25 protein-coding genes are annotated in these 21755 nt (G+C 45.9%); 18 read left to right on the forward strand and 7 right to left on the reverse strand.

The genetic code is table 11. From position 1 onward, the window contains the following. The first annotated feature begins 25 nt into the window (after positions 1–25). The 12 genes from gldC to murI all read left to right on the forward strand — a co-directional run bounded on the left by gldC (position 26) and on the right by murI (position 11188). Positions 26–370: a gliding motility protein GldC gene (gene gldC / locus DXN05_RS05830; protein ID WP_116846231.1), complete on the forward strand. Its 345-nt coding sequence runs from the start codon at positions 26–28 to the stop codon at positions 368–370. Between the two features lie 39 nt (positions 371–409). Beyond that, positions 410–862, forward strand: coding sequence for a GatB/YqeY domain-containing protein (locus tag DXN05_RS05835; RefSeq protein WP_116846232.1), 453 nt, complete (start codon positions 410–412; stop codon positions 860–862). Between the two features lie 59 nt (positions 863–921). After that, entirely contained in the window at positions 922–1455 is a 534-nt protein-coding gene (locus tag DXN05_RS05840) for a CvpA family protein (protein WP_116846233.1), read from the forward strand. Between the two features lie 158 nt (positions 1456–1613). Then, a complete protein-coding gene (locus tag DXN05_RS05845; RefSeq protein ID WP_116846416.1) occupies positions 1614–2393 on the forward strand; it encodes an alpha/beta fold hydrolase in 780 nt (259 codons plus the stop codon). Positions 2394–2429: 36 nt separating this feature from the next. Continuing rightward, positions 2430–3092: a CBS domain-containing protein gene (locus DXN05_RS05850; RefSeq protein WP_116846234.1), complete on the forward strand. Its 663-nt coding sequence runs from the start codon at positions 2430–2432 to the stop codon at positions 3090–3092. 98 nt (positions 3093–3190) lie between these two features. Continuing rightward, positions 3191–4069 carry an NAD kinase gene (locus DXN05_RS05855; RefSeq protein WP_116846235.1) on the forward strand — a complete coding sequence of 293 codons (879 nt, stop codon included), beginning with the start codon at positions 3191–3193 and terminating at the stop codon, positions 4067–4069. A gap of 60 nt (positions 4070–4129) precedes the next feature. Beyond that, positions 4130–4960, forward strand: a complete 831-nt coding sequence (gene porG, locus DXN05_RS05860) for a type IX secretion system protein PorG (RefSeq protein ID WP_116846236.1) — start codon at positions 4130–4132, stop codon at positions 4958–4960. 233 nt (positions 4961–5193) lie between these two features. Then, on the forward strand, positions 5194–5955 hold the full coding sequence (locus tag DXN05_RS05865; RefSeq protein ID WP_116846417.1) for an isoprenyl transferase: 762 nt from the start codon (positions 5194–5196) through the stop codon (positions 5953–5955). Positions 5956–6134: 179 nt separating this feature from the next. Then, entirely contained in the window at positions 6135–8861 is a 2727-nt protein-coding gene (locus DXN05_RS05870) for a BamA/OMP85 family outer membrane protein (RefSeq protein WP_245975133.1), read from the forward strand. Between the two features lie 112 nt (positions 8862–8973). After that, entirely contained in the window at positions 8974–9489 is a 516-nt protein-coding gene (locus DXN05_RS05875) for an OmpH family outer membrane protein (protein ID WP_116846238.1), read from the forward strand. 99 nt (positions 9490–9588) lie between these two features. Then, positions 9589–10215: an OmpH family outer membrane protein gene (locus DXN05_RS05880; RefSeq protein ID WP_116846239.1), complete on the forward strand. Its 627-nt coding sequence runs from the start codon at positions 9589–9591 to the stop codon at positions 10213–10215. Positions 10216–10369: 154 nt separating this feature from the next. Then, a complete protein-coding gene (gene murI, locus DXN05_RS05885; protein ID WP_116846240.1) occupies positions 10370–11188 on the forward strand; it encodes a glutamate racemase in 819 nt (272 codons plus the stop codon). Positions 11189–11281: 93 nt separating this feature from the next. On the opposite strand, the gene DXN05_RS05890 is transcribed toward murI, so the two are convergent. The 4 genes from DXN05_RS05890 to DXN05_RS05905 form a co-directional block, all read right to left on the reverse strand. Beyond that, entirely contained in the window at positions 11282–11623 is a 342-nt protein-coding gene (locus DXN05_RS05890; RefSeq protein WP_116846241.1) for a DUF4907 domain-containing protein, read from the reverse strand. Further along, complete coding sequence (locus tag DXN05_RS05895) at positions 11616–12668, reverse strand: Kelch repeat-containing protein (protein WP_158559140.1); 1053 nt, start codon at positions 12666–12668, stop codon at positions 11616–11618. Before DXN05_RS05895 ends, DXN05_RS05890 begins: the two co-directional genes overlap by 8 nt. Positions 12669–12817: 149 nt before the next feature. Then, positions 12818–13531: a LytR/AlgR family response regulator transcription factor gene (locus DXN05_RS05900; protein WP_116846243.1), complete on the reverse strand. Its 714-nt coding sequence runs from the start codon at positions 13529–13531 to the stop codon at positions 12818–12820. Then, positions 13524–14750 carry a sensor histidine kinase gene (locus DXN05_RS05905; RefSeq protein ID WP_116846244.1) on the reverse strand — a complete coding sequence of 409 codons (1227 nt, stop codon included), beginning with the start codon at positions 14748–14750 and terminating at the stop codon, positions 13524–13526. Before DXN05_RS05905 ends, DXN05_RS05900 begins: the two co-directional genes overlap by 8 nt. Positions 14751–15014: 264 nt before the next feature. On the opposite strand from DXN05_RS05905, the gene DXN05_RS05910 reads away from it, so the two are divergent. The 5 genes from DXN05_RS05910 to yidD all read left to right on the forward strand — a co-directional run bounded on the left by DXN05_RS05910 (position 15015) and on the right by yidD (position 18606). Continuing rightward, entirely contained in the window at positions 15015–16343 is a 1329-nt protein-coding gene (locus DXN05_RS05910; RefSeq protein WP_116846245.1) for a DUF4270 family protein, read from the forward strand. A 17-nt stretch (positions 16344–16360) separates the two neighbouring features. Further along, the gene (locus DXN05_RS05915) at positions 16361–17611 is read left to right on the forward strand and encodes a hypothetical protein (protein ID WP_116846246.1); all 1251 of its coding nucleotides are present in this window, start codon (positions 16361–16363) and stop codon (positions 17609–17611) included. 139 nt (positions 17612–17750) lie between these two features. Continuing rightward, the gene (gene rpmH, locus DXN05_RS05920; protein WP_116846247.1) at positions 17751–17906 is read left to right on the forward strand and encodes a 50S ribosomal protein L34; all 156 of its coding nucleotides are present in this window, start codon (positions 17751–17753) and stop codon (positions 17904–17906) included. A gap of 120 nt (positions 17907–18026) precedes the next feature. Beyond that, positions 18027–18401 (forward strand): ribonuclease P protein component, encoded by a 375-nt coding sequence (locus tag DXN05_RS05925; protein WP_262511494.1) that lies wholly within the window; start codon positions 18027–18029, stop codon positions 18399–18401. Continuing rightward, positions 18376–18606: a membrane protein insertion efficiency factor YidD gene (gene yidD, locus DXN05_RS05930; RefSeq protein ID WP_116846249.1), complete on the forward strand. Its 231-nt coding sequence runs from the start codon at positions 18376–18378 to the stop codon at positions 18604–18606. The genes DXN05_RS05925 and yidD overlap by 26 nt, the downstream gene beginning before the upstream one ends. 278 nt (positions 18607–18884) lie before the next feature. Here yidD and DXN05_RS05935 read toward each other — a convergent pair whose 3' ends face one another. The 3 genes from DXN05_RS05935 to DXN05_RS05945 form a co-directional block, all read right to left on the reverse strand. Then, positions 18885–19478 carry a hypothetical protein gene (locus tag DXN05_RS05935; RefSeq protein ID WP_116846250.1) on the reverse strand — a complete coding sequence of 198 codons (594 nt, stop codon included), beginning with the start codon at positions 19476–19478 and terminating at the stop codon, positions 18885–18887. Between the two features lie 86 nt (positions 19479–19564). Then, on the reverse strand, positions 19565–20170 hold the full coding sequence (locus DXN05_RS05940) for a superoxide dismutase (protein ID WP_116846251.1): 606 nt from the start codon (positions 20168–20170) through the stop codon (positions 19565–19567). A gap of 89 nt (positions 20171–20259) precedes the next feature. Continuing rightward, positions 20260–20955, reverse strand: coding sequence for a YjjG family noncanonical pyrimidine nucleotidase (locus tag DXN05_RS05945; protein WP_116846252.1), 696 nt, complete (start codon positions 20953–20955; stop codon positions 20260–20262). 84 nt (positions 20956–21039) lie between these two features. On the opposite strand from DXN05_RS05945, the gene DXN05_RS05950 reads away from it, so the two are divergent. Beyond that, positions 21040–21747 (forward strand): SDR family oxidoreductase, encoded by a 708-nt coding sequence (locus tag DXN05_RS05950; protein WP_116846253.1) that lies wholly within the window; start codon positions 21040–21042, stop codon positions 21745–21747. Positions 21748–21755: the final 8 nt, after the last annotated feature.

Genomic DNA, 21755 nt, shown 5'->3' on the forward strand with positions numbered 1-21755 from the left:
CTTTTGTGCTTCTTAAAAAAGTGATATGCATACTTCAACCATTAAGATTAATGTAGAACTGGATAAAGATAAAGTACCCGAAAATATTACCTGGCAGGCAAGCGATACCACCACCGATGAGGCGCAGAAAGCCAGGGCCATGATGATTGCCTTTTGGGATGGTGCTGATAAAAGTGCCCTGCGCATTGACCTGTGGACCAAAGAAATGATGGTAGATGAAATGGCCGATTTCTTTTACCAAACCATGATGAGCATGGCCGATACCTACGACCGTGCCACCCATCAGCAGGAACTGGTGAAAGACATGAAGGCATTTGCCCAGGCCTTCTACAAAAAATTCAGGGCACTGCAGGAAAAAGAAAACAAATAAATTTACGATTTGCGGGAGTTGCCGCTAAATGATAACCATATGAGTTTAGAACAGAACATAATGGCGCAAATGAAAGACGCCATGAAAGCAAAAGACGAAGCCGGGTTGCGCGCATTGCGTGCTATCAAGGCTGCGATTATTCTTGCCAAAACCGAAGCAGGTGCTTCAGGTGAACTGACAGAAGAAAGCGAAGTGAAAATGCTGCAGAAGCTGGTGAAACAGCGCAAAGATTCACTGGAGATATTCCAGCAGCAGAACAGGACCGATCTTGCTGAAAAAGAACAGCAGGAAATAAATGTGATTGAAAAGTTTTTACCTGTACAGCTGGGTGAGGCAGAACTAAAAGCCGAGTTGCAGCAGATTATTGCCGCTACAGGCGCAAGCGCTCCTGCCGATATGGGCAAGGTAATGGGCGTGGCTTCCAAACAGCTGGCAGGCCGTGCAGATGGCAAAACCATTTCTGCCGCGCTGAAAGAACTGCTGGCTAAATAATATTTTCGATGCATTACATCCGGTTTGCCTTTTGGTGCCCGGATGTTTAGTTATGATCTATGGCTATTGACCTGGTTTGTCTGATACTAATTGTACTGGCCCTGGTTAAAGGTTTTACCAAAGGACTGGTGCTTGCGGTATTTTCTTTTCTGGCTGTTGTAATAGGGCTTGCGGCTGCGCTGAAATTATCGGTAGTGGTGGCAGGCTGGTTGCAGGGTAACACGCATATCGCAACAAAATGGCTGCCGTTTATTTCCTTTATTATTGTGCTGCTGGGCGTAATATTACTGGTGCGCTGGTGTGCGGCATTAATACAGGCAGGAATGGATGTGGCTATGCTGGGGTGGATCAATAAACTGGGAGGTATTTGTTTTTACCTTGCCTTGTACCTCATGGTGTTCAGTATACTGTTGTTTTTTGCGAAACAAACCGGGGTGCTGAAAAATGAAACAATCAGTCAATCCATCTGTTACAACTGGATAGAACCATGGGGTCCTGTTGTTATGAACGGATTTGGCAAGGTAGTGCCGGTTTGCCGGGATATGTTTACTCAATTGGAAAAATTTTTCGGAACAATGGCCGAAAAAGCATGATTCCGCATACTTAAGCATTTATTAACGTAAAACAAGTACTTTAGTAAGTGAGTTTGCAGTAATTCACGCAATTAAACGGGACCGGTTTGGGTTTTAAGCCGAAATTCTGTTTATTTGTAATCATTGAACAGGCTGTTGCCCTTAAGAAAGATAGAGTGATGAACTACGAGATAAAACAATACGATAAATTCAGATTTCTGGAAGAAGGCGAAGGAGAACCGCTGCTGCTGCTGCATGGATTGTTTGGTGCTTTGAGTAATTTTAGCGACCTGGTTGAACACTTCCGCAAGCAGTACAAAGTAATTGTGCCACTGTTGCCGTTATTCGATCTCGATATTTTTCATACCACGGTCGGTGGTTTTGAAAAATACATTCAACGGTTTATCGAGGTACGTGAGTATGACCAGATTCACCTGCTGGGCAATTCGCTTGGCGGGCATGTGGCATTGCTGCATGTATTAAAGCATCCCGAACGTATCAAGTCCCTTATCTTAACCGGCAGCTCGGGCCTGTTTGAAAATGGTATGGGTGATACCTATCCCAAAAGAGGTGACTATGAGTATATCCGCAAAAAATCGGAGCTTACTTTTTACGATCCTGCCAAGGCTACCAAAGAACTGGTGGACGAGGTGTTTGAAATAACCAACAATCGCCTGAAGGTGATCAAGATTATTTCTCTTGCCAAAAGCGCCATCCGCAATAACCTGGGTGAAGAAGTAAGCCAGATTAAGCAGCCAACCCTGCTTATCTGGGGAAATAATGATACTATTACGCCGCCGTTCGTGGCCAAAGAGTTTAACAGGCTTATTCCCAACAGCGAGTTGTATTTTATAGATAAATGCGGTCATGCCCCTATGATGGAAGTGCCCGGTGAGTTTAACAAAATACTCGAATCGTTTTTGACGAAGCTGAAACAGCCGGCTGCAACTGTGGTGTAAGTTTTGCTGCACAAACAATGAAAGGAGGGCCTGTACATGTTAGCTTCACAACTTGTTGTTACCAATTATCCGTCTGTCAGTCCGGTTGACAAAGTGGCCCTTGCCCTGCAGTTAATGGATGATTATGATATTGCCCACCTGGCCGTGGTGAGCGACCTGAAATATATGGGCCTTGTTGCCAAAAGCGACCTGCTCGATGCTGATGATAACAATACCATCGCCATGCTCGAGCACCAATGGCAGGGCCCGTCAGTATTAATGACCGATCACTTTTTAACAGCACTTAAAACGGCTGCTTCTTTCGATATATCATTGGTGCCTGTAGTTAATGGTGAAACAAAGGAATTGCAGGGCGTAATTCCACAGATGGAACTGATTCATGCCGCCAGCAAATTCACCGGTGCCGAAGAACCCGGCGGACTGATTGTGATGGAAATGGAAAAGCGCAATTTTTCCTTCAGCGAAATCAGCCGGCTGGTAGAAACCAATGATGCCTATATTACCCAGGTAAATACCGCCGTAGATGCTGCCACTGGTATGCTGCTGATCAGCATCAAGATCAATAAATTCGAGGTATCTGATATTGTGGCTACGTTTCAGCGTTACGATTACATCATTCGCTATTACTTCGGCGAAGAATCGTACGAGAACGAGCTGAAAGAGAATTATGATCTGCTGATGACCTATCTCAAAATGTAAACACTCCCCCCTCAGGCACTGCACCCGGGAGGCCAAAAAATAAATCTTTGCATCTTGGTTTTGAACGCTAGTTTTGCCATTGCTGCAATAAGAATACAATGAAAGTTGCAATATACAGCCGGGGATTAGACGCGGAACAACATCAACAATTACTGATTTTGGTTCAGGAGCTGCAGCGGTACAAAATATCCGTGATGTTGCATGAAACCATGCATGCCGCCTATGGCGATGTGCTGAATATTGACAGGGAGTGCTGCCTGTTTAAAGATCATCACGACCTTGATACTTCGGTGGATTGCCTGATAAGCCTCGGCGGCGACGGCACCATACTCGATACGGTTACCCTGGTGCGCGACAAACTGGTACCGATACTCGGTATCAACTTCGGCAGGCTTGGTTTTTTGGCCAGCCTGGGTAAGGAAGAACTCAGCAGCGCAGTTGATGCACTGGCCAACGGTACCTATGTGGTAGACAACCGTACACTTATTCACCTCGATGCCAATGTGCCTTTGTTTGGCGACGACCCATTTGCCCTGAACGAGTTCTCGATCCTGAAACGCGATAACTCATCGATGATAAAAATTCATACCTACCTTAACGGAGAATTTTTAAACAGCTACTGGGCCGATGGCCTGATTGTTTCAACACCAACCGGCAGCACCGGCTATAACCTTAGCTGCAACGGCCCTATTGTATTCCCCGATTCTGCCAGCTTTCTCATTACCCCCATTGCCCCCCATAACCTGAACGTACGCCCTATTGTGGTGCCTGACGGGAATATTATTTCCTTTGAAGTGGAAGGTCGTACCGACCAGTTTATCTGTGCACTTGATTCGCGCAGGGAAATAGTCGACAAAGACGTACAGCTGGCCGTTAAAAAAGAAAAATTCGGCCTGAATTTGGTGCGTTTAAACGAAAACAGTTTTCTTTCAACGCTGCGTAACAAGCTCACCTGGGGGCTCGATAAAAGAAATTAATTAACGGAAACAAGAAACGTTCGGGTTTTTCGTTATTGTAACATTCCTTATTTTGCGTTTATGTTTAAGAAATTCGTACTACTTGTATTTATCGCCGTTACGGCATTCCAGGCACAGGCTCAGTATACCGACAGCTATGTGCAGGAAGGCGAAATTGGAGGAGCGCTGGGCCTGGCCCATTATTTTGGCGACCTCAATACCCGCGCCGCCATTAACAGGCCTAAATTCTCAGGTGGTATTTTCTTCCGCAAACAGCTTAACAATTACATCGCACTTAAACTGGCCGGCAACTATGCTCTGGTTGGTTATTCTGATATTTACAGCAAAAACGAAGTACAGCGCCGCCGCAACCTCAGCTTCAACAGCAATATCTGGGAACTGGCACTGAGCGGTGAGTTCAACTTTTTCCGTTTTATACCCGGTGTGGAAGGCTACAACTATACGCCTTATGTATCACTGGGCCTGGGCTTGTTTTCTTACGATCCCTATACTTATCTCGACGGCAACAAATACTATCTCCGCTCCATTGGCACCGAAGGCCAGGGCAGCACTGCCTACCCCGGCAGGAAACCGTACGGCTCAACTGCCATGTGTATTCCGCTGGCCGTTGGTTTTAAATACGCAGTTAACCCGAGCTTTAATGTGTTTGCCGAACTGGGTTACCGTTTTACCACTACCGATTACCTCGACGATGTAAGCAGCACCTACGCGCCTGATGCTTTTGTAGCAGGCTCTATCCCTTACCTGCTGCAGGACAGGAGTTATGAAACCGGCACACCGGTAGGCATAAAAGGCCGCCAGCGTGGTAACAGCTCGCAGAAAGATGCGTATGTTATTTTCCAGGTGGGTTTCTCTTTCAACTTGTCGTCTTACCGTTGCCCCACACCATAATGCGTATCGGCCGTAATATGCCGAGCGGGCACGAAATGTGCCCCATATGTATAGAAACAATAAATATTTGTCTGTTTTTACGCAGTTTTTAAGTGAATTAATTCACAATACTCCTGCATGAAACAAAATATTGGCCTATCTTTCCCACGGTAAAATCTTTTTAAAAGCCGAACACAAAGCGGTTAGCCGCTACATTTCGTAAATTTGCCAGCCTCATTTTAATGCAGGGGTTTATGCAGGAACTGATGGAAAAAATAGATAAAAATCGTTTACCCAGACACATCGCCATTATCATGGATGGTAATGGCCGCTGGGCCCAGGAAAAAGGGCAGGACAGACTGTACGGCCATTTTCATGGTGTTGAAAGTGTGCGTGATATTGTGGAAGGCTGCGCCGAGCTGGGCATTGAATACCTTACCCTGTATGCCTTCAGCACCGAAAACTGGGACAGGCCCCAGTACGAAGTGTCTGGCCTGATGGAACTGCTGGTAGATACCATCCGCAAAGAAGTACCTATACTTAACAGGAATAATATACGCATGCACGTAATTGGCGATATAGGCATGCTGCCGGCCAATGCTGCACGCGAACTGCAGGAAGCACTGGAAGAAACCAGTCACAATACCGGTTTAAACCTGGTAATGGCACTCAGCTACAGCAGCCGCTGGGAGCTGGTGAATGCAGTTAAACACATTGCCGCCGACGTAAAAAGCGGCAAAGTTGACCCAGATACCATTTCACAGGATACCCTGCAGCAATACCTTGCCACCAGTGCATTTCCCGACCCCGAGCTGATGATCAGAACAAGTGGCGAATACCGCATCAGTAACTTTTTGTTGTACCAGTTAGCATATGCCGAACTCTATTTTACCGATACCCGTTGGCCCGATTTCAGAAAAGAAAACCTTTACCAGGCTATCATCAATTTCCAGGGAAGAGAACGCCGTTTCGGCAAAACCAGCGACCAATTACAACAAACCGCTGCGATTCATTAGTTTTTCTCGTCTTTAGTGGCCCGATTTAACAAACACTTTTAATAATTCCCGTTAATTTGCCGCCACTTATCCCAGAACCAACTGCTGATAGAGTGCGCTCGCTCAGTACGGTTTCAAACAAACAGCAATATTGGATGCATAACGCTTGTAAATCTCTTATTCTGGCAATCTTGGTCTGCTTGGGCAGTCATATAGCCATAGCCCAGGTGCCAGTAACAAAACCTGCTGACAGCACAGATAAGGTCACATCTATTGATGCAGACCTCATCAACCTGTTTAATCAGAAAACTCCCAAAAAATACAAGATCGCATCTGTTAAAGTAACCGGTAACAAGGTTTTTGATGAAGCATTGCTGCTTTCTCTTACCGGCCTTAATAAAGGAGATGAAATTACCATCCCCGGTGGCGACCAGTTTGCGCATGCCATCACCAAACTGTGGGCACAGAATTATTTCAGCGATGTAGAAGTATACATCACCAAACTTGAAGGCAATAATATTGATGTTGAAATTGCTGTAACAGAACGTCCCAAATTATCCAAACACTATTTCAAAGGCATACGCAAAGGCGAAGCTGATGACCTGAACGCCAAAACAGGACTGGTGCCCAGCCACGTGATTACCGAGAACATGAAGATCACTGCAACAGATGCCATCAAAAAATACTTCTTTGAAAAAGGCTACCGCAGGGTAAAGGTTTCTATCACAGAAACAAAAGATCCTACTTCTGAAAACTACATGTTCCTCACCTTTTATATTACCAAAGGTGTGAAGGTTAAAATCAACAACATTGATTTTGCCGGTAACGATAATGTGGAAGACAGCCGTTTGAAAAAACAGATGAAAGGCACGCATGAAATGACGCGCCTGACTTTCTTCCCAACCAATGATACCGGTGGTTTCATTAATCCAAGGCACTATACATTTAAAGAATACCTGAACGATAAAGGATTTTTGACTTACAGCAAAACCAAACGTGTGCTGGATCCTTATGTGCGTTTGAAACTGTTTACTTCTGCCAAGTTCGACGATAAAAAATACGAAGAAGACAAAGACAATATCGTTACCTATTATAACTCGCTCGGTTACCGTGATGCCTCTATCGTGCGCAGCCTGCCGTTTTACAACAGCAAGGGCAACATGAACATCAACATCCAGGTGAGTGAAGGTCACAAATATTATTTCGGTAATGTAACCTGGCGCGGTAACACCAAATTCTCCGATTCTATTCTTACCGTAATTCTTGGCATCAAGAAAGGGGATATTTATAATGCAGACATCCTGCACAAAAAACTCAGTGCCGCTTCACCCGAAGGTGGCGATATCAGTGGCCTGTACATGGATGATGGTTACCTGTTTTTCCAGGCAGACCCTACTGAAACGGCGGTATATAATGATACCATCGATTTTGAAATCCGCTTGAGAGAAGGTCCGCAGGCGACTATCAAAAACGTACGCATCACCGGTAACGATAAAACGAAAGAACACGTTATCCGCCGTGAGCTGCGCACCATACCCGGTGATAAATTCAGCCGCACACTGCTGATTCGTTCACAGCGCGAAATTGCCAACCTTGGTTATTTCAACCAGGAAAAAGTTGCACCGAACGTTGTGCCTAATCCCGACGATGGTACGGTTGACATTACCTGGAACGTGGAAGAAAAATCGAGCGACCAGCTGGAGCTGAGTGCAGGTTTTGGTGGCGGTATCGGTTTAACCGGTACAGTGGGTGTATCATTTAATAACTTCTCGATTAAAAATATTTTCAGCAAAAAGGCGTGGGATCCTTTGCCAACAGGTGATGGGCAAAAGTTAAGTCTGCGTGTGCAGAGTAACGGACGTGCATACCGCTCGTATAATATATCATTTACCGAACCCTGGCTTGGCGGCAAAAAACGTAATGCGTTTTCTGTAAGCCTGTACGATACCAAGTTTTCGAATGCATATAATTATGCAACGGGACGCTATGAAAAAGCGCTGGGCGATAACTCGTTCTTCCGCACCACCGGTGTGTCAGTTGGTTTGGCCAAACAAATTAAATGGCCGGATGACTATTTCAACTTAGGCTTTACGCTGAGCTATGCGCGCTACCGTTTGAAGAACTATACGATTGATGCGTATAACCTGCCCAATTTCAATAATGGTTATTCCAATAACCTGAACCTGAAAATTGCGTTGCAGCGCAACTCGGTTAACCAGCCGATATTCCCGACTTCGGGTTCTAACTTTTTGCTGAGCGTGCAGGCTACACCTCCGTTCTCGTACATTGACCCGAGTTTGGTGGATGATGCCAAAAACGATCCCAACAAAGCATACAAATGGATCGAGTACCATAAGTGGCGCTTTACCGATGAATATTATATTCCTATCGGCAAGCCGCATGGTGAAGACCGCAACAAACAGTTTGTGCTGAAAGCTTCAGCCAAATACGGTTTCATTGGCCGTTACAACCCGAAACTGGAGATTTCTCCGTTCGAGCGTTTCCAGGTGGGTGATGCCGGTTTAAGTAATACCTATGCCCTGTTGGGTTATGATATCATTTCGCAGAGAGGTTATCCTGTATATGAAACTTCCAATGTAAATGTGAATCCCGACCAGAGCGGTGCATCGCGCTACTTTACCCTGTTTAACAAGTATACGCTTGAAATGCGTTACCCACTGAGCCTCAACCCGAGCAGTACCATTTATGGCCTGGGCTTCTTTGAAGCTGCGAACGGCTGGTACAATTTCAGGGAGTACAATCCATTCCAGCTGCGCCGTTCGGTTGGTTTAGGTATGCGCTTCTTCCTGCCGATGTTCGGTTTGCTTGGGTTTGACTATGGTATCGGTCTTGACAGAACGCAGCCGGGCCAGGGCCTGAAAGGTGCCGGCAGGTTTACGTTCATGCTGGGCTTTGAACCGGAATAGTGGTATAAAACCGGCGTCCGATTGTTAACACCGGGGCAAATTTGAAGGGCGGTTATGCCTTTCAGTTGCCAGTAATAGTATATTGCAACCAGAATCACCAAACTCCTGATGTATGAAAAAAGTTTTCCTGGCCGCCTTAGTGCTGCTGATAGGTATTGCAGGTGCAAAGGCACAGCGTTATGCCATTATCGATACCAAGTACATCCTCGATAAAATGCCGGAGTACAAGGATGCAGCGGGTAAGTTGCAGCAGACCAGCGATTTCTGGCAAAAAGAAATTGATGGCAAACAGGCAGATCTTGATAAAATGTACAAGAATTACGATGCAGAAAAAGTAATGCTGAGTGCAGAATTGCAGAAGAAAAGGGAAGACGAGCTGTTTAACAAAGAAAAGGAAGTACGCGATCTGCAGAAGAAACGCTTTGGTTATGAAGGAGATTTGTTCAAAGAAAGGCAGAAACTCGTAAAACCCATACAGGACAAGGTTTACAACGCAGTGCAGAAAATGGCAGTAGCCCGTGGATACGATTTTATATTGGACAAAAGTGAGGGAATTACTGTTATATTTGCCGACCCCAAACTGGATAAAAGCGACGATATTTTACGTGATCTGGGGATAAAAGGATAGAATTTATTATAAAACCCATAATAATTAAATAACAACAGCCAGCAACACAGTTTTTATACTCTGGTTGTTCTTATTCAAACAAAAACAAAAAACAACAAGATGAAAAAGGTTCTCTTCTCGTTGCTGGCAGTGGTAGGATTGTTGTTAGCCGCTAACAACACGCAGGCGCAGGCACAGCAATTAAAAATTGGTGTATTTGATATTGATCTGATGGTTCAGAACATGCCCGGCTACAGGAATGTAGACAGCCTGCTGGAAATTTACCAGCGAGATTCCCTGGCTGCTGAATACGAATTCATCACTTCAGAATTGAAACGTGTTGACAGCACTTACAAAGCTGATTCAGCTGCCAATAAGGCCAAAACTGTTCTTGACATGGAGAAAAACCAGCGTCAGCAGTTCATGATGCAGGTTGTATACTGGCAAAACTATGCACAGCAGAAAGCCGAATACAAAAGAGGCATGCTGGCGCAGCCGCTGTATGAGAAAGTGGTAGATGCTTATAAAAAAGTACTCGATACTAAAAAATACACCCTGGTTCTGAAACCCGGTACTATTGAAAGAGGTTCGAGCAATGCTGTTATCGGCAACATTTTTGAAGATGTGGCGAAAGAGCTGAAAATGCCTTTGCCGGCTGAACTCGGCGGCGGACAGGATGATGAGCCGCAACAGCAGGCTCCTGCCAAACCTGCAACAGGTGCAGCCAAACCTGCCACCAAAAAATAAACGAACGCTGTTACACCCGTAACAACAACGATACAAAACAAAGGCTGTCTCGCAGGAGGCAGCCTTTGTTTGTTTAAGCAGGCAATGTCCCAGCTGCGGCTTATTTTTATACTGCGTAAACAGCGCTTTATTGGATACACATTAAATCATCCATATGCAACAGATCGGCGTTTTTGATTCAGGTTATGGCGGGCTTGCGGTGTTAAAAGAAATTGTGGCCAGGCTGCCGCAGTACGACTACCTGTACCTGGGCGATAATGCCCGTGCGCCTTACGGCAACCGCTCTTTTGAAACCGTATACCAGTACACGCTGCAATGTGTGCGCTGGTTTTTTGACCAGGGCTGCCCGCTGGTTATACTGGCCTGTAATACCGCCTCGGCCAAGGCGCTGCGCACCATTCAGCAGGCAGATTTGCCGCAGATAGCTCCCGGTAACCGGGTGCTGGGCATTATACGGCCCACAGCTGAAGTAATTGGGCAATACACGCAATCGAAACACGTGGGGGTGCTCGCTACGCGCGGTACCGTTTTGTCTGGCTCGTATGAAATTGAAATCAGCAAAGCCTTTCCCGGTGTGGCCGTAACGCAACTGGCCTGCCCCATGTGGGTGCCGCTGGTAGAGAACAACGAACATGAAAGCGCCGGCGCCGATTATTTTGTACAACAGAAAATAGAAGAAGTATTGCAGAAAGACCCTGCAATAGATGCCCTGCTGCTGGCCTGTACCCATTACCCGCTGCTGCTGCCTAAAATACGGCAATTTGTGCCTGCAGGAGTGCAGGTGATAGCGCAGGGCGAAATTGTAGCTGCCAGCCTGGAAAACTACTTAAAACGCCATCCTGAAATGGAGGTGAAATTAAACAGGCAAGGCAGGCGCAGTTTTTATACAACAGATGATGCGGCAGACTTTGCCACGCATGCAAGCATCTTTTTTGGTGCGGCTGTTACAGCACAGCATGTGACCTTGCCTTAGCAGGCTGTGCCGGATGGCGCAAAATACAAAAGCCCCCGGCAATTTATTTGCCGGGGGCTTTTTGTTATAAAGAGAAAGATGAAAGTAATCCTGTTATTTTGGAATAGTGATCTGTAAGCTATCCAATTCCCGCTCTGTTACCACGGGTAATGTTTCTCCCTTCACCATTTTGCTCATCATGAGGTTACCAACCTTCAGGGCGTCTTCCTTACTCGCAAAAGCATTCGATCCCTGGAGCATTGGAATATGTTGCTGCACAATGTAAGGCTTATGGTTAACAGAGATAATAAACCCCCAGCCATTGTTCAATTGCGTGTCCCGTACATCAACAGGCACCTGGCCTTCGTGATTTTTGTGCTTGCCACCACCTGAACAGGCAATGATAAGCAGGGACAACATACAACCACCCAAAGCGGCAACAGCAGCCTTAGTCATTGGTATCTTCGGTTACGTTTGGCTGGAACTCAACGATATCATCGAGCTGCTGGCTTGATGAAGCAGAACCCAGGCCAATGAAACCGCGACCAGAGAAGCTGAAACCGATAGCACCGGTTCTTGCCTGTTTTTCAAAAGGCGTTCTTCTTGTCCACTGGTCGTTTTTGATATCGTACAACCATGTTTTAGTGAAAGGTGTGCCACCCGGCGTTTGTGCACCTGTGCTCAGGTAAGCGTTTGAACCGATAACGAAAATTGCAGCCTGTGTGCGTTTGATATCAGAATAATCGTCATCGTACGAATCTGAGCTTTTGTTAAAGATAGGGCGCAGTGAATGCCAGTGACCATCAGCAGGTTTGTAATACGCGAAATCTGTGTTCAGCGCATTGCTGCCGGTATTGGCACCTGCTACTACATAACCTGCAGTATCAGCAGAAATGAAGGCAGAGCTGCCGCTTCTTTTATCGCCGGGGCAGGATTCGATTTGTGTCCAGCTGTTTGCATTGGCATCGTATTTATAAAAATCCCTGTAAGAACCGCCGGGGTTAGAACCTGTACCAACATAGCCGGTATCTTTAATACCAAAGGCTACAGCCTGATAACGGCCATCAGTAGCGGGGAACGGCGCAATGGCAGTCCATGTGTTGCCGGTAGGATCGTACTGGTAAAAATCGTTCATAGCGTGGCTCAGGGAATCGTTGCCCAGGCCAATATAACCTTTGCCTGAGGCTGAAAAACCTACGGCACCGCTGCGGCCATAACCTGGCACGGCTGCCATTAATTCCCACTGGCCAATATTGGGCTGGTATCTCCAGAAATCTCTGTATGCTATAGCGCCATTTAATTCGGCATAGTTAAAACCGGTACCTACATAAACAACATCACCGATGTTGAAAGTGGCTGCAAAACCACGGGGTTTGCCGTCGAAGGCAGAGCGTGAAACCCAGTTACCGGTAGTTTCATCGCTGTCACCTGAACTTTTTGAACAGGATACAGCCATCAGGGTAATAGCTGCAGTAGAAAGAACAACAAGGGATTTTTTCATCCGAATCATACAATTTTACAATTTGGCGCCCAAATTATCTGATACAAACTGCTTTTAATCGTTAAAATGGATTTTTAACAGTTATTTTCAGATATACGGCAGTTATTTATCTGCTAAAGTAATGTTTTATCTTACTACCGGCAGACAATTCACGAATTTTTATGAATTATTTCCTGTATATTATTCTTGAATCCTATACTTATAGGAATATCGGTTTGACCAATCACTACGCGGTTTTTACAGATCACATTAATCTTGTTAACCGATACAATATAAGAACGGTGAATACGCGTAAACTGCTCGGGCGGAAATTTTGCTTCGAACGATTTCAGGTTCTGTAAGGTAAAAATGGGCTTGGGATTATCTTTCAGATAAATTTTGGAATAGTCTTTCAAACCTTCGATATACAGGATATCATCCAGCTCAATCTTCACAATTTTATACTCTGTTTTAATGAAGATGAATTTCTTTGCGGCTGGTTCTTCCCTGCGGCCACCTTTCAGTGCGCTTACATACTCATGCGCCCTGGTAACCGCGCTCAGAAAGCGGTTGAAGGGAATGGGCTTCAGCAGGTAATCGAGCACATTCAGATTATAGCTTTCCAGTGCATACTCCTGGTAGGCAGTGGTAAAAATCACTGCAGCGGGCTTTTGCTGCAGGCTGCGCACAAAATCAATTCCCGAAATATCGGGCATCCGGATGTCGAGAAACAGGAGGTCTGTTTCTTTGTCATTTACATGCTGCAGGGCTTCCAGCGCATTGGTATACGTTGATTTTAACCGTATAAAAGGAACTTTTTCAATAAAGTCCTTGATAACCTCTACAGCCAGCGGCTCATCGTCAATGATGGTACAGTTAAGCATATGCACTGTTTTTTAAGAGAACGGAAAGAGATGTTGTGTAATAATTGTTTTCTTCGGTTACCTGCAGCCGGTGTGTACCCGGGTACAGCAGCTGTAAGCGCTTCTGTACATTTTCGAGCCCTATGCCACCCGGTTCTGGGGTTTCCTTTTTAAACACTTTATTGGATACCAGTAAGTGCAGTTCGTGCTGCCCGGAAATTGTTATGACTATCTTAATATCGCATTGCTCGGCATAGCTAATGCCATGTTTAAAGGCATTTTCTATGAAAGGAATAAGCAGCATGGGTTCAATACTGGCGCCTGCAATATTACCCTGTACCGTGTAATGGATATGTATATTAGGTGTAAGGCGCAGTTTTTTAAGGTAGATATAATTCTGCAGGTACTCCAGTTCTTTCTCCAGCGGCACCTGGCTGGTATTGCTTTCATAAATCATGTACCGCATCATTTGCGAGAGTTGCAGAATGGCTTCCTGCGTGGCATCGGCATTGCGGTGGGCCAGTGAATAAATGCTGTTAAGCGAGTTAAACAGGAAGTGCGGGTTTACCTGCGATTTTAAAAAACCGAGTTCAGCCTCCAGTTTTTCTTTTTCCAGTTCGGCGCGTTTGCGCTCTGTTTTAAACAACTCCAGCGCAATGCGTATAAAACCGCCGGCCAGTAAAATAAGCAGGGCAGAAGAAAGCGCTTTGCGCAGCGTTAAGAAAAACAAATGTGCAGGCAGCTGCAGAATTTTTCCTTCATGCTCCATACCGCCCGCACCAAAGCCACCGAATCCACCACCCATCCAGGGCTGCCGCGGCAGGCGCATAAGGGCCATGGCACTGTCTGCCGCCTCACGCGTTGGCCAGGTATGCGGCATAATTACAGGGCGACGGTGCGCGGCTGAAATGTATTTAAAAGTAGTGTACTCTACCAGGTGCTGTTCAATGGCAATAAAACAAATGGCCAGCAACACAAAACCTGCATATGCCCAAATCCTGTTGCGTACAAAATAACGGGGTATTAAAATATTCATGTGCAGGTAAAAAAGCGCAACAAGAAAAACATTGTTGATGCATTCCTTGAAATAAAAATGCGGGTCCAGCACCCTTACATTGTAAGAGAAAAGCGGGAAAAGAAAAATGATAAGCCAGATGCAAAACTGAAATGCAATGCTCCGGAAGGCTGCTTTAAACATGGGTACATGATAGAATGTAAAAATATCAGAAGGTTCATGCAAGATGTTAACTTTATCAATACCTTAACGCCCGTTTCATTGAAAATAGCGATAAAATGCAGTTTTTTGGCGGTAAATAAGCTATTTTTAAGCCGTTCAGTGTTGGATGGCTTATTTTTCAATATAATGGAGCGTAGGCGGACATGGTTGATTCATCGTACAAAAGCGTTGAATCATCGGTAACAAGTGATACTTGATATATAGTAACAATTCACTAACACCATAGCCGTCTATTATTGCTCTCCTTTTAACCAGGCGCAAACAATTATGATATCGAAACGCGTTATTAATTCCCTTTTGTTCTCAACGGGCACTGCTTTGTTACTTATAGCGTCTTGTAAAAAAGCTGACATCAATTATGGTTCTCAATACGTCGATAGCAAAACCAATGTGGTGCGTATCGATACTTTTGCTCCGGTTGTTTCCACTGTTTTTGTAGATTCATTCGCCACTGCCGCAACAGGTACCGCACTAATTGGTAAATACACCGACAGTTACCTGGGCAAAGTTGCTGCTGAATCGTATTTTGAATTAACCACCCCATCAGGCACTGCGCCTACACTGAAGGCTTCCTATGATTCACTGATACTGGTCATTAAACCCAACAGATCGTACTACGGCGATACTACGCAGAATATTCAGCTCAACGTAACACAGCTGAATGAGATTATCGGCCTGAAAAATACGGCTACTACCTTTTACAACACTACTTCGTTCCAGAAAGGGGCGGTAATTGGCCAGGCGAATTTCACCCTGCGCCCGCGTTTTACCGATACCGTGAGCATCAGGCTGAACGACAACCTGGGCGCCACCCTGTTTGCAATGCTGCGCGATAAAACGACAGAAGTGCAGAACAGCGAAAACTTTATCAACTATTTTAAAGGACTGGTTATTTCGGCCACAGGCAATACGTCATCGGTGTTTGGTATTAAAGACAGCATTACCATGCGTCTCTGTTACCGCGAGCCAACATCTGACTTTACCAATGAACGGCAGCTGAGCTTTACGCTTAACAACAACAGCCACCAGTTTAACCATATTGATGTTGACCGCAGCGGCACCAAACTGGGTGATGTGCATTTCGGTTTTACCAACAGGGATGCCAGTTCTTACACAACCGGCAACATGGCGTTTACGCAGTACCTTACCGGCAGCATGATTAAAATACGCTTCCCGTCTATCAGGCAGATTGCCGTGATACCGGGTTTTGTAAAAATACTCAATGCACAACTGGTGGTGCGGCCCATTAAAGGCAGTTTTGCCAACGACAGCCTGCCTGCACAGGTTACACTTGCCGCAACCGATGTAACCAATACCATTGGTGTACCGCTTACCATCTCTGCAGGCTCGTCTGCTGCAACACAGTACGGCAACCTGGTGTATGATTTCCAGAACAGCAATACCAATTATTCATACGATTTAACTACTTACTTACAAGGACAGCTGGGAACGGCTTATGACAATAATCTGGGTTTATTACTGGTACCGCCAACACCGGCGCGCACAACAACCTTCAACAGGATTGTTGCTGCCGACAGCAAGCTGGGCGCGGATAGCAGGATGCAATTGATCGTGTATTATTTGTCTATTTACTAAACTTACTATCTACTGCAATGAAATATTTTTATACGATCATCCTCTTATTGGTTCTTGGAGAAACGGCATCTGCCCAAACAAATGCGTCGCCGTATTCTATTATAGGTATTGGTGATATTGAATCCAGTTATTTCGACCGCGGCTCGGGCATGGCTGATGCGAGCATTTCGCTGATTGCCGGCAAATTTCAATACAATGCCAACCCTGCCTCTTATGCGCGTATGGACGACCATTTTTTCTCTGTTGAATTATCAGGCAAGTTTAAAAATGTAGGATACACCGGCGCTAACATTCAGGGTACAGCACACTCCAACGATTTCCAGATTGAACGCCTGGCCCTTGCTATAAAAATTAAGCATTGGTGGGGTATTGGCTTTGGCCTGTTGCCTTTCAGCAGCAGCAACTATTCGTTCACTGCTCCTAAAAATATTATCGGTACAGGCCAGTATGTAAATACCACCTATACCGGTACAGGCGGTTTGCACAAAGCCTATCTCGCCAACTCATTCATGCCCATCAAAAACCTTACGCTCGGTGTTGAAACGCAATACCTGTGGGGTAACCTGCAGCAGGAGCAGGTGATGAGCACCAGCAGTGTTGCCGGTGGTACGCTCGATGCGGTGCAAAACAATTACCTGAGCAAGGTGGCTTTCAAATTCGGTGCTTTATATAATGGTAAAATCGCGAAGAAATGGGCCATTGGTTTGGGCGCAACTGCATCTAACAAAACCAAGCTCAATACAGATAATACCATTACGGTAACCGATGCAGGTCAGCCGATTGTTACCGATTCATCTTATAACTATGGCATATTTACCCTGCCGGTGATGTATGCATTCGGCGGACACCTTACCTATAATGGCAAGTACACCCTGGCAGCCAATTACCAGTTTCAGAACTGGGCCGATCTGAAACAGAAAGGCCTGGGTTATTCACTGGTAAATGCCGACCGTTTATCTGTGGGCTTTGAATATGCCGGCCTGGTAAACAACCTGTACGAGAAATATTACCTGCAGGCAGGTGGCTATTATGGCCATACTTACCTGAATGTGAACGGCAACCCGCAGAAAGATTACGGTTTAACACTGGGTGTTGGCTTAAACACCACCTCGCGTGTTCCCGGTGCCGGTTTAATGAGCTACCAGCTGAACCTGGGCCTCGGAAACAGGGGCAGCACCAACAACGGCGGCATCAAAGAAACCTATACTACCGTTGGTTTCTCCGTGATTTTCAGGGATCTGTGGGGTGTTAAACAGCGCTACGAATAATTTAGCGGTTCAGGGAAGATTTTTGAGCTAAAAATTAAAATTCTTTTCTTACCTTTGCCGTCCTTTCACAGGGTGGCAGTATGGTGACTGTTACCTGTTCGTTGAAATTAATTATTTGGGTTAGTAAAAAATATTTGCAATGAAACGTACATTTCAACCACACACGCGTCGTCGTAAAACCGTTCACGGTTTCCGCAAACGCATGCAAACTGCCAATGGCCGTAAAGTGTTGGCCAGCCGCCGTGCGAAAGGCCGTAAGAAACTCACAGTTTCTGACGAAAGAAAATTAAAATAGTGTTGACCGGCACGGGCCGGGAATAGCGACTATATTCAGCCTCATCCTAACCGGTGGGGCTTTTTCTTTTTTAAATTCCAGATTATCGCAGCATCATTTTCATATGGTAAAATAGAAAAACTGAAAAGCCGCAAGCTGCTTGAACAGTTGTTTCGTGAAGGCAAATCGTTCCTGGTTTTCCCGGTGAAGGTTATTTACCTGCAGCCTGTCGAGCCAATGGATTTCCCGGTGAAAGTAGCGGTGGGTGCCAGTGGCAGGCATTTTAAAAAAGCCGTTCACCGCAACCGTGTAAAACGCCTGATGCGCGAGGCCTACCGTTTGAACAAGGCGCCGCTGCACCAGCTGGTGACCTCGCAACAAAAACAGGTTGCCGTATTTTTGCTGTACATCGATAAGGTGCTGCCGCCCAATGGCGACCTGCTGCAGCAAAAAATGCCGGTGCTTATAAACAAACTGGTAAAAGAACTGAATGAAAACATTACTCCGCATACTTAGCTTTCCCCTGATTGCGGTGATACGTATTTACCAGTACGTAATATCGCCTGCCATGGGGCCCAAGTGCAGGTTTACCCCCACCTGCTCGCAGTATGCCGTGGAAGCATTGAAAAAATACGGCCCTTTCAAAGGGCTGGCACTCGCGCTGAAACGTATTGCGCGCTGCCACCCCGGCGGCGGAAGCGGCTACGACCCGGTGCCGTGAGAATAACGGACAAGGAACAGGAAATATTGAATGAAGGAACGGCTACCGGCTTCGCCGGAGGGCCGGGATCGGGTGAATACTGAATAGTCAATTGTGAATTTGGGGGCGGGTATGGAATGAAACACAGTGATGTTAATGAAGAGCTTCCCCCCGGTGGAGCTTATTTTGTTCTGAAGCAATCCTTTGAACAGAAGCTTCGCGAAGCATGTCGCGAGAGGGCGTAAGATCAACGGTTCATGATAATAAAAAGGCTCCCGTTTTCGGAAGCCTTTTTGCATTTAGTGCGTCATTTTTTCCAGGTTGTTAATCAGGTCTGTGAATTCGGCACCGGAATAGAATTTATAAATTTCAGGGGCCTTTCCATCTTCACCGGGTTCAAGCGCAGCGGGTATTTTATGGTAGGGGCCGTACAATCTTGCTTTGGGGTTTTCGCTTATTTTAACCAGGGCGCCGGGTGCGGCCAGGTAGTTTTGGTTCGCGGCTGATACATTAAGGCCATGCGACAATTGTTTGAGGCTGTCGATTTTTACCTTCAGTTCCTGCTGGGAAATCATTTTGTTGCTGCTGAGGTCTTTACCCAGTTCCAGCTTGCTGCCTACCACTGAATCAACACGCAGGTTAAGGATATATGCACCTGCTGCAGGTACATCAACGGTAGTAGTATTGCTGCCGTTTTTTACTGTAAGGGTGGTTTTTTCACTGCCTGATAATTCCAGTTCTTTTTCGGCATAACCAGTGCCTTCTTTAACAGTAATGTTGTTGCCTTCCGCAGTTACACTGCCTTTGGCCATAACAAGAACTTTTTTTCCGGGACCGCTGGAGCATGCGGCAAATGTTGCTGCAGCCGCAAAAGCCAGTAAAAATTTTTTCATGGTTGTTAATAATGGTTAGAGAATAAAAAAGTCCGGCAATATTGCCGGACTTCCAAAGTAAACCTATTTGGTGTGGGAGCCAATTTTTATTTTTTATTGAAACGTTCACCCACTTTTTCCCAGTTTACCACGTTCCAGAAAGCACCCAGGTATTCGGGGCGGCGGTTCTGGTACTTGAGGTAGTAAGCGTGTTCCCAAACGTCGACACCCAATAATGGTGTGCCTTTTACTTCGGCAACGTCCATCAGGGGATTGTCCTGGTTAGGGGTAGAAGTGATTTCGAGCTTGCCGTCTTTAATAATCAACCAGGCCCAGCCGCTACCGAAACGGGTAGTTGCTGCTGCATTGAATTTTTCCTTGAAAGCATCGAATGAACCGAAAGTGCTGTTGATGGCATCGGCCAGCGCACCTGCAGGTGCAGTGGTTTCGGGGTTTGGCGCCAGGCTTTCCCAGAAGAAGCTGTGGTTCCAGTGACCGCCACCGTTGTTACGTACAGCAGGTGAAATGCTGCCTGCTGCCTGTACCAGCTCTTCGAGGCTCTTGTTTTCGTTTTCAGTGCCTGCAATGGCTTTATTCAGGTTGTCTACATAAGCCTGGTGGTGTTTACCATGATGTATCTGCATGGTAGTAGTGTCGATATGCGGTTCCAGCGCATCGTGTGCATATGGAAGGGCAGGTAACGTAAATGCCATAACTATCAATTTAATTTAATGATCAAATCTGATTCAGGTATAGAGTAACAAAAGTATTATCAGTTGGTTGAATATGCCAAATCACCTTTTTATAAAATATTTTCCAGCGCCTTTAAATCGTGCACCACATAGGTTGCCTGCACATGCGGATCAATACCCAGGTGGTTCACAAATATGGTGTCCATGCCTGCATTGATACCTCCCTGTATGTCGGCATCCAGGTTATCACCAATCATTATACTGGTTGCGGCAGTGGCACCGGTAAGCGCCATGGCATAATCAAAAATTTCCTTGTTGGGTTTCAGGCTGTTCGATTTTTCTGAAGTAACCACTTCCCCGAAGAAACTTTTGATACCGCTGTGCTCGAGCTTGCAGTGCTGCACGCTATCAAACCCATTGGTTACCAGGTGCAGGGCATAGCCTTTTTGCTGCAGGTACTGCAGTATTTCCATGGTGTAGGGAAACAGGTTTTTGCGGTAAGGCAGGTGGTCGAGAAACCTGGCAGACAGTTCCCGGGCCAGCGGCTCATCTGCTATTTTAAAATCGAGCAGCGTAAGCCATTGTCTTTTCCATCGCAGCTCATCCTGCTTAATGTAACCCTTGGTATAACGATCCCACAGGCGGTTGTTGTGAAAATTATACCGCTCAAAAAACAGCTCAAAATCATGAACGCCTCTTTCCGCCAGCGCATGCTGCTGGTACAGCGTTGAAAGTGTTTCGCGTGCATTGGTTTCAAAATCCCACAACGTATGATCGAGATCGAAAAATAAATGTTTGTATTTCATTCAGATAAAGTCTTTCGGCACTGTACATAACAAAGCTAGTCTATCCCGGCAACAACAATTGTCGAAATGAAATATTTTCGTTGTATGAATATTGTTATCACCGGTGCTTCCAAAGGATTGGGCAAGGCCATTTCCGAAAAATTTGCCGCAGACAAACAGGGTCACAGTTTTTTCCTGTGTGCCCGCAATGCTGAAACTTTAAAGGCTTTTGCCACGGAATTGCAGGCCCGTTTTCCGCGAACGACGGTAAATTTTTATGCCTGTGATATGGGCGTGAAAGCTGAAGCCGAAGCATTTGCCAACTGGGTGTTGGGTTTTAACAAACCGGTAGATATACTGGTGAATAATGCCGGCCAGTTTGTACCCGGCAGTATTTCGAATGAGCCGGAAGGCGTGCTGGAGCAAATGATACAGGTAAACCTGTACAGCGCTTACTACTTAACCCGTGTGCTGCTGCCGCATATGATACAGGCGCGGCAGGGGCATATTTTTAATATGTGTTCCATTGCATCGCTGAAAGCATATGATAATGGCGGGGCTTACAGCATTAGCAAGTATGCGCTGGCAGGTTTTTCGCGCAACCTGCGGGAAGAATTGAAACCACACCAGGTAAAAGTAACAGCAGTGTATCCCGGTGCAGCCTATACTGATTCGTGGAGCGGATCGGGCGTTGACCCGCAGCGTTTGATGGACGCCGGCGATATTGCAGAAATGGTGTATGCCACGGCACACCTGTCGCCCAGGGCCTGCGTGGAAGATATCATTCTGCGGCCGCAGCTGGGAGACCTGTAGTTGTTTAA

Origin of the sequence: Deminuibacter soli (assembly GCF_003412455.1) — a bacterium.
Lineage (GTDB): Bacteria > Bacteroidota > Bacteroidia > Chitinophagales > Chitinophagaceae > Deminuibacter > Deminuibacter soli.

Excerpts from the sequence above, each read along its gene's own strand:
- gldC (WP_116846231.1), top strand. The coding sequence starts at position 26 with ATGCATACTTCAACCATTAAGATTAATGTAGAACTGGATAAAGATAAA.
- DXN05_RS05835 (WP_116846232.1), top strand. The coding sequence starts at position 410 with ATGAGTTTAGAACAGAACATAATGGCGCAAATGAAAGACGCCATGAAA.
- DXN05_RS05840 (WP_116846233.1), top strand. The coding sequence starts at position 922 with ATGGCTATTGACCTGGTTTGTCTGATACTAATTGTACTGGCCCTGGTT.
- DXN05_RS05845 (WP_116846416.1), top strand. The coding sequence starts at position 1,614 with ATGAACTACGAGATAAAACAATACGATAAATTCAGATTTCTGGAAGAA.
- DXN05_RS05850 (WP_116846234.1), top strand. The coding sequence starts at position 2,430 with ATGTTAGCTTCACAACTTGTTGTTACCAATTATCCGTCTGTCAGTCCG.
- DXN05_RS05855 (WP_116846235.1), top strand. The coding sequence starts at position 3,191 with ATGAAAGTTGCAATATACAGCCGGGGATTAGACGCGGAACAACATCAA.
- porG (WP_116846236.1), top strand. The coding sequence starts at position 4,130 with ATGTTTAAGAAATTCGTACTACTTGTATTTATCGCCGTTACGGCATTC.
- DXN05_RS05865 (WP_116846417.1), top strand. The coding sequence starts at position 5,194 with ATGCAGGAACTGATGGAAAAAATAGATAAAAATCGTTTACCCAGACAC.
- DXN05_RS05875 (WP_116846238.1), top strand. The coding sequence starts at position 8,974 with ATGAAAAAAGTTTTCCTGGCCGCCTTAGTGCTGCTGATAGGTATTGCA.
- DXN05_RS05880 (WP_116846239.1), top strand. The coding sequence starts at position 9,589 with ATGAAAAAGGTTCTCTTCTCGTTGCTGGCAGTGGTAGGATTGTTGTTA.
- murI (WP_116846240.1), top strand. The coding sequence starts at position 10,370 with ATGCAACAGATCGGCGTTTTTGATTCAGGTTATGGCGGGCTTGCGGTG.
- DXN05_RS05890 (WP_116846241.1), bottom strand. The coding sequence starts at position 11,623 with ATGACTAAGGCTGCTGTTGCCGCTTTGGGTGGTTGTATGTTGTCCCTG.
- DXN05_RS05895 (WP_158559140.1), bottom strand. The coding sequence starts at position 12,668 with ATGAAAAAATCCCTTGTTGTTCTTTCTACTGCAGCTATTACCCTGATG.
- DXN05_RS05900 (WP_116846243.1), bottom strand. The coding sequence starts at position 13,531 with ATGCTTAACTGTACCATCATTGACGATGAGCCGCTGGCTGTAGAGGTT.
- DXN05_RS05910 (WP_116846245.1), top strand. The coding sequence starts at position 15,015 with ATGATATCGAAACGCGTTATTAATTCCCTTTTGTTCTCAACGGGCACT.
- DXN05_RS05915 (WP_116846246.1), top strand. The coding sequence starts at position 16,361 with ATGAAATATTTTTATACGATCATCCTCTTATTGGTTCTTGGAGAAACG.
- rpmH (WP_116846247.1), top strand. The coding sequence starts at position 17,751 with ATGAAACGTACATTTCAACCACACACGCGTCGTCGTAAAACCGTTCAC.
- yidD (WP_116846249.1), top strand. The coding sequence starts at position 18,376 with ATGAAAACATTACTCCGCATACTTAGCTTTCCCCTGATTGCGGTGATA.
- DXN05_RS05935 (WP_116846250.1), bottom strand. The coding sequence starts at position 19,478 with ATGAAAAAATTTTTACTGGCTTTTGCGGCTGCAGCAACATTTGCCGCA.
- DXN05_RS05940 (WP_116846251.1), bottom strand. The coding sequence starts at position 20,170 with ATGGCATTTACGTTACCTGCCCTTCCATATGCACACGATGCGCTGGAA.
- DXN05_RS05945 (WP_116846252.1), bottom strand. The coding sequence starts at position 20,955 with ATGAAATACAAACATTTATTTTTCGATCTCGATCATACGTTGTGGGAT.
- DXN05_RS05950 (WP_116846253.1), top strand. The coding sequence starts at position 21,040 with ATGAATATTGTTATCACCGGTGCTTCCAAAGGATTGGGCAAGGCCATT.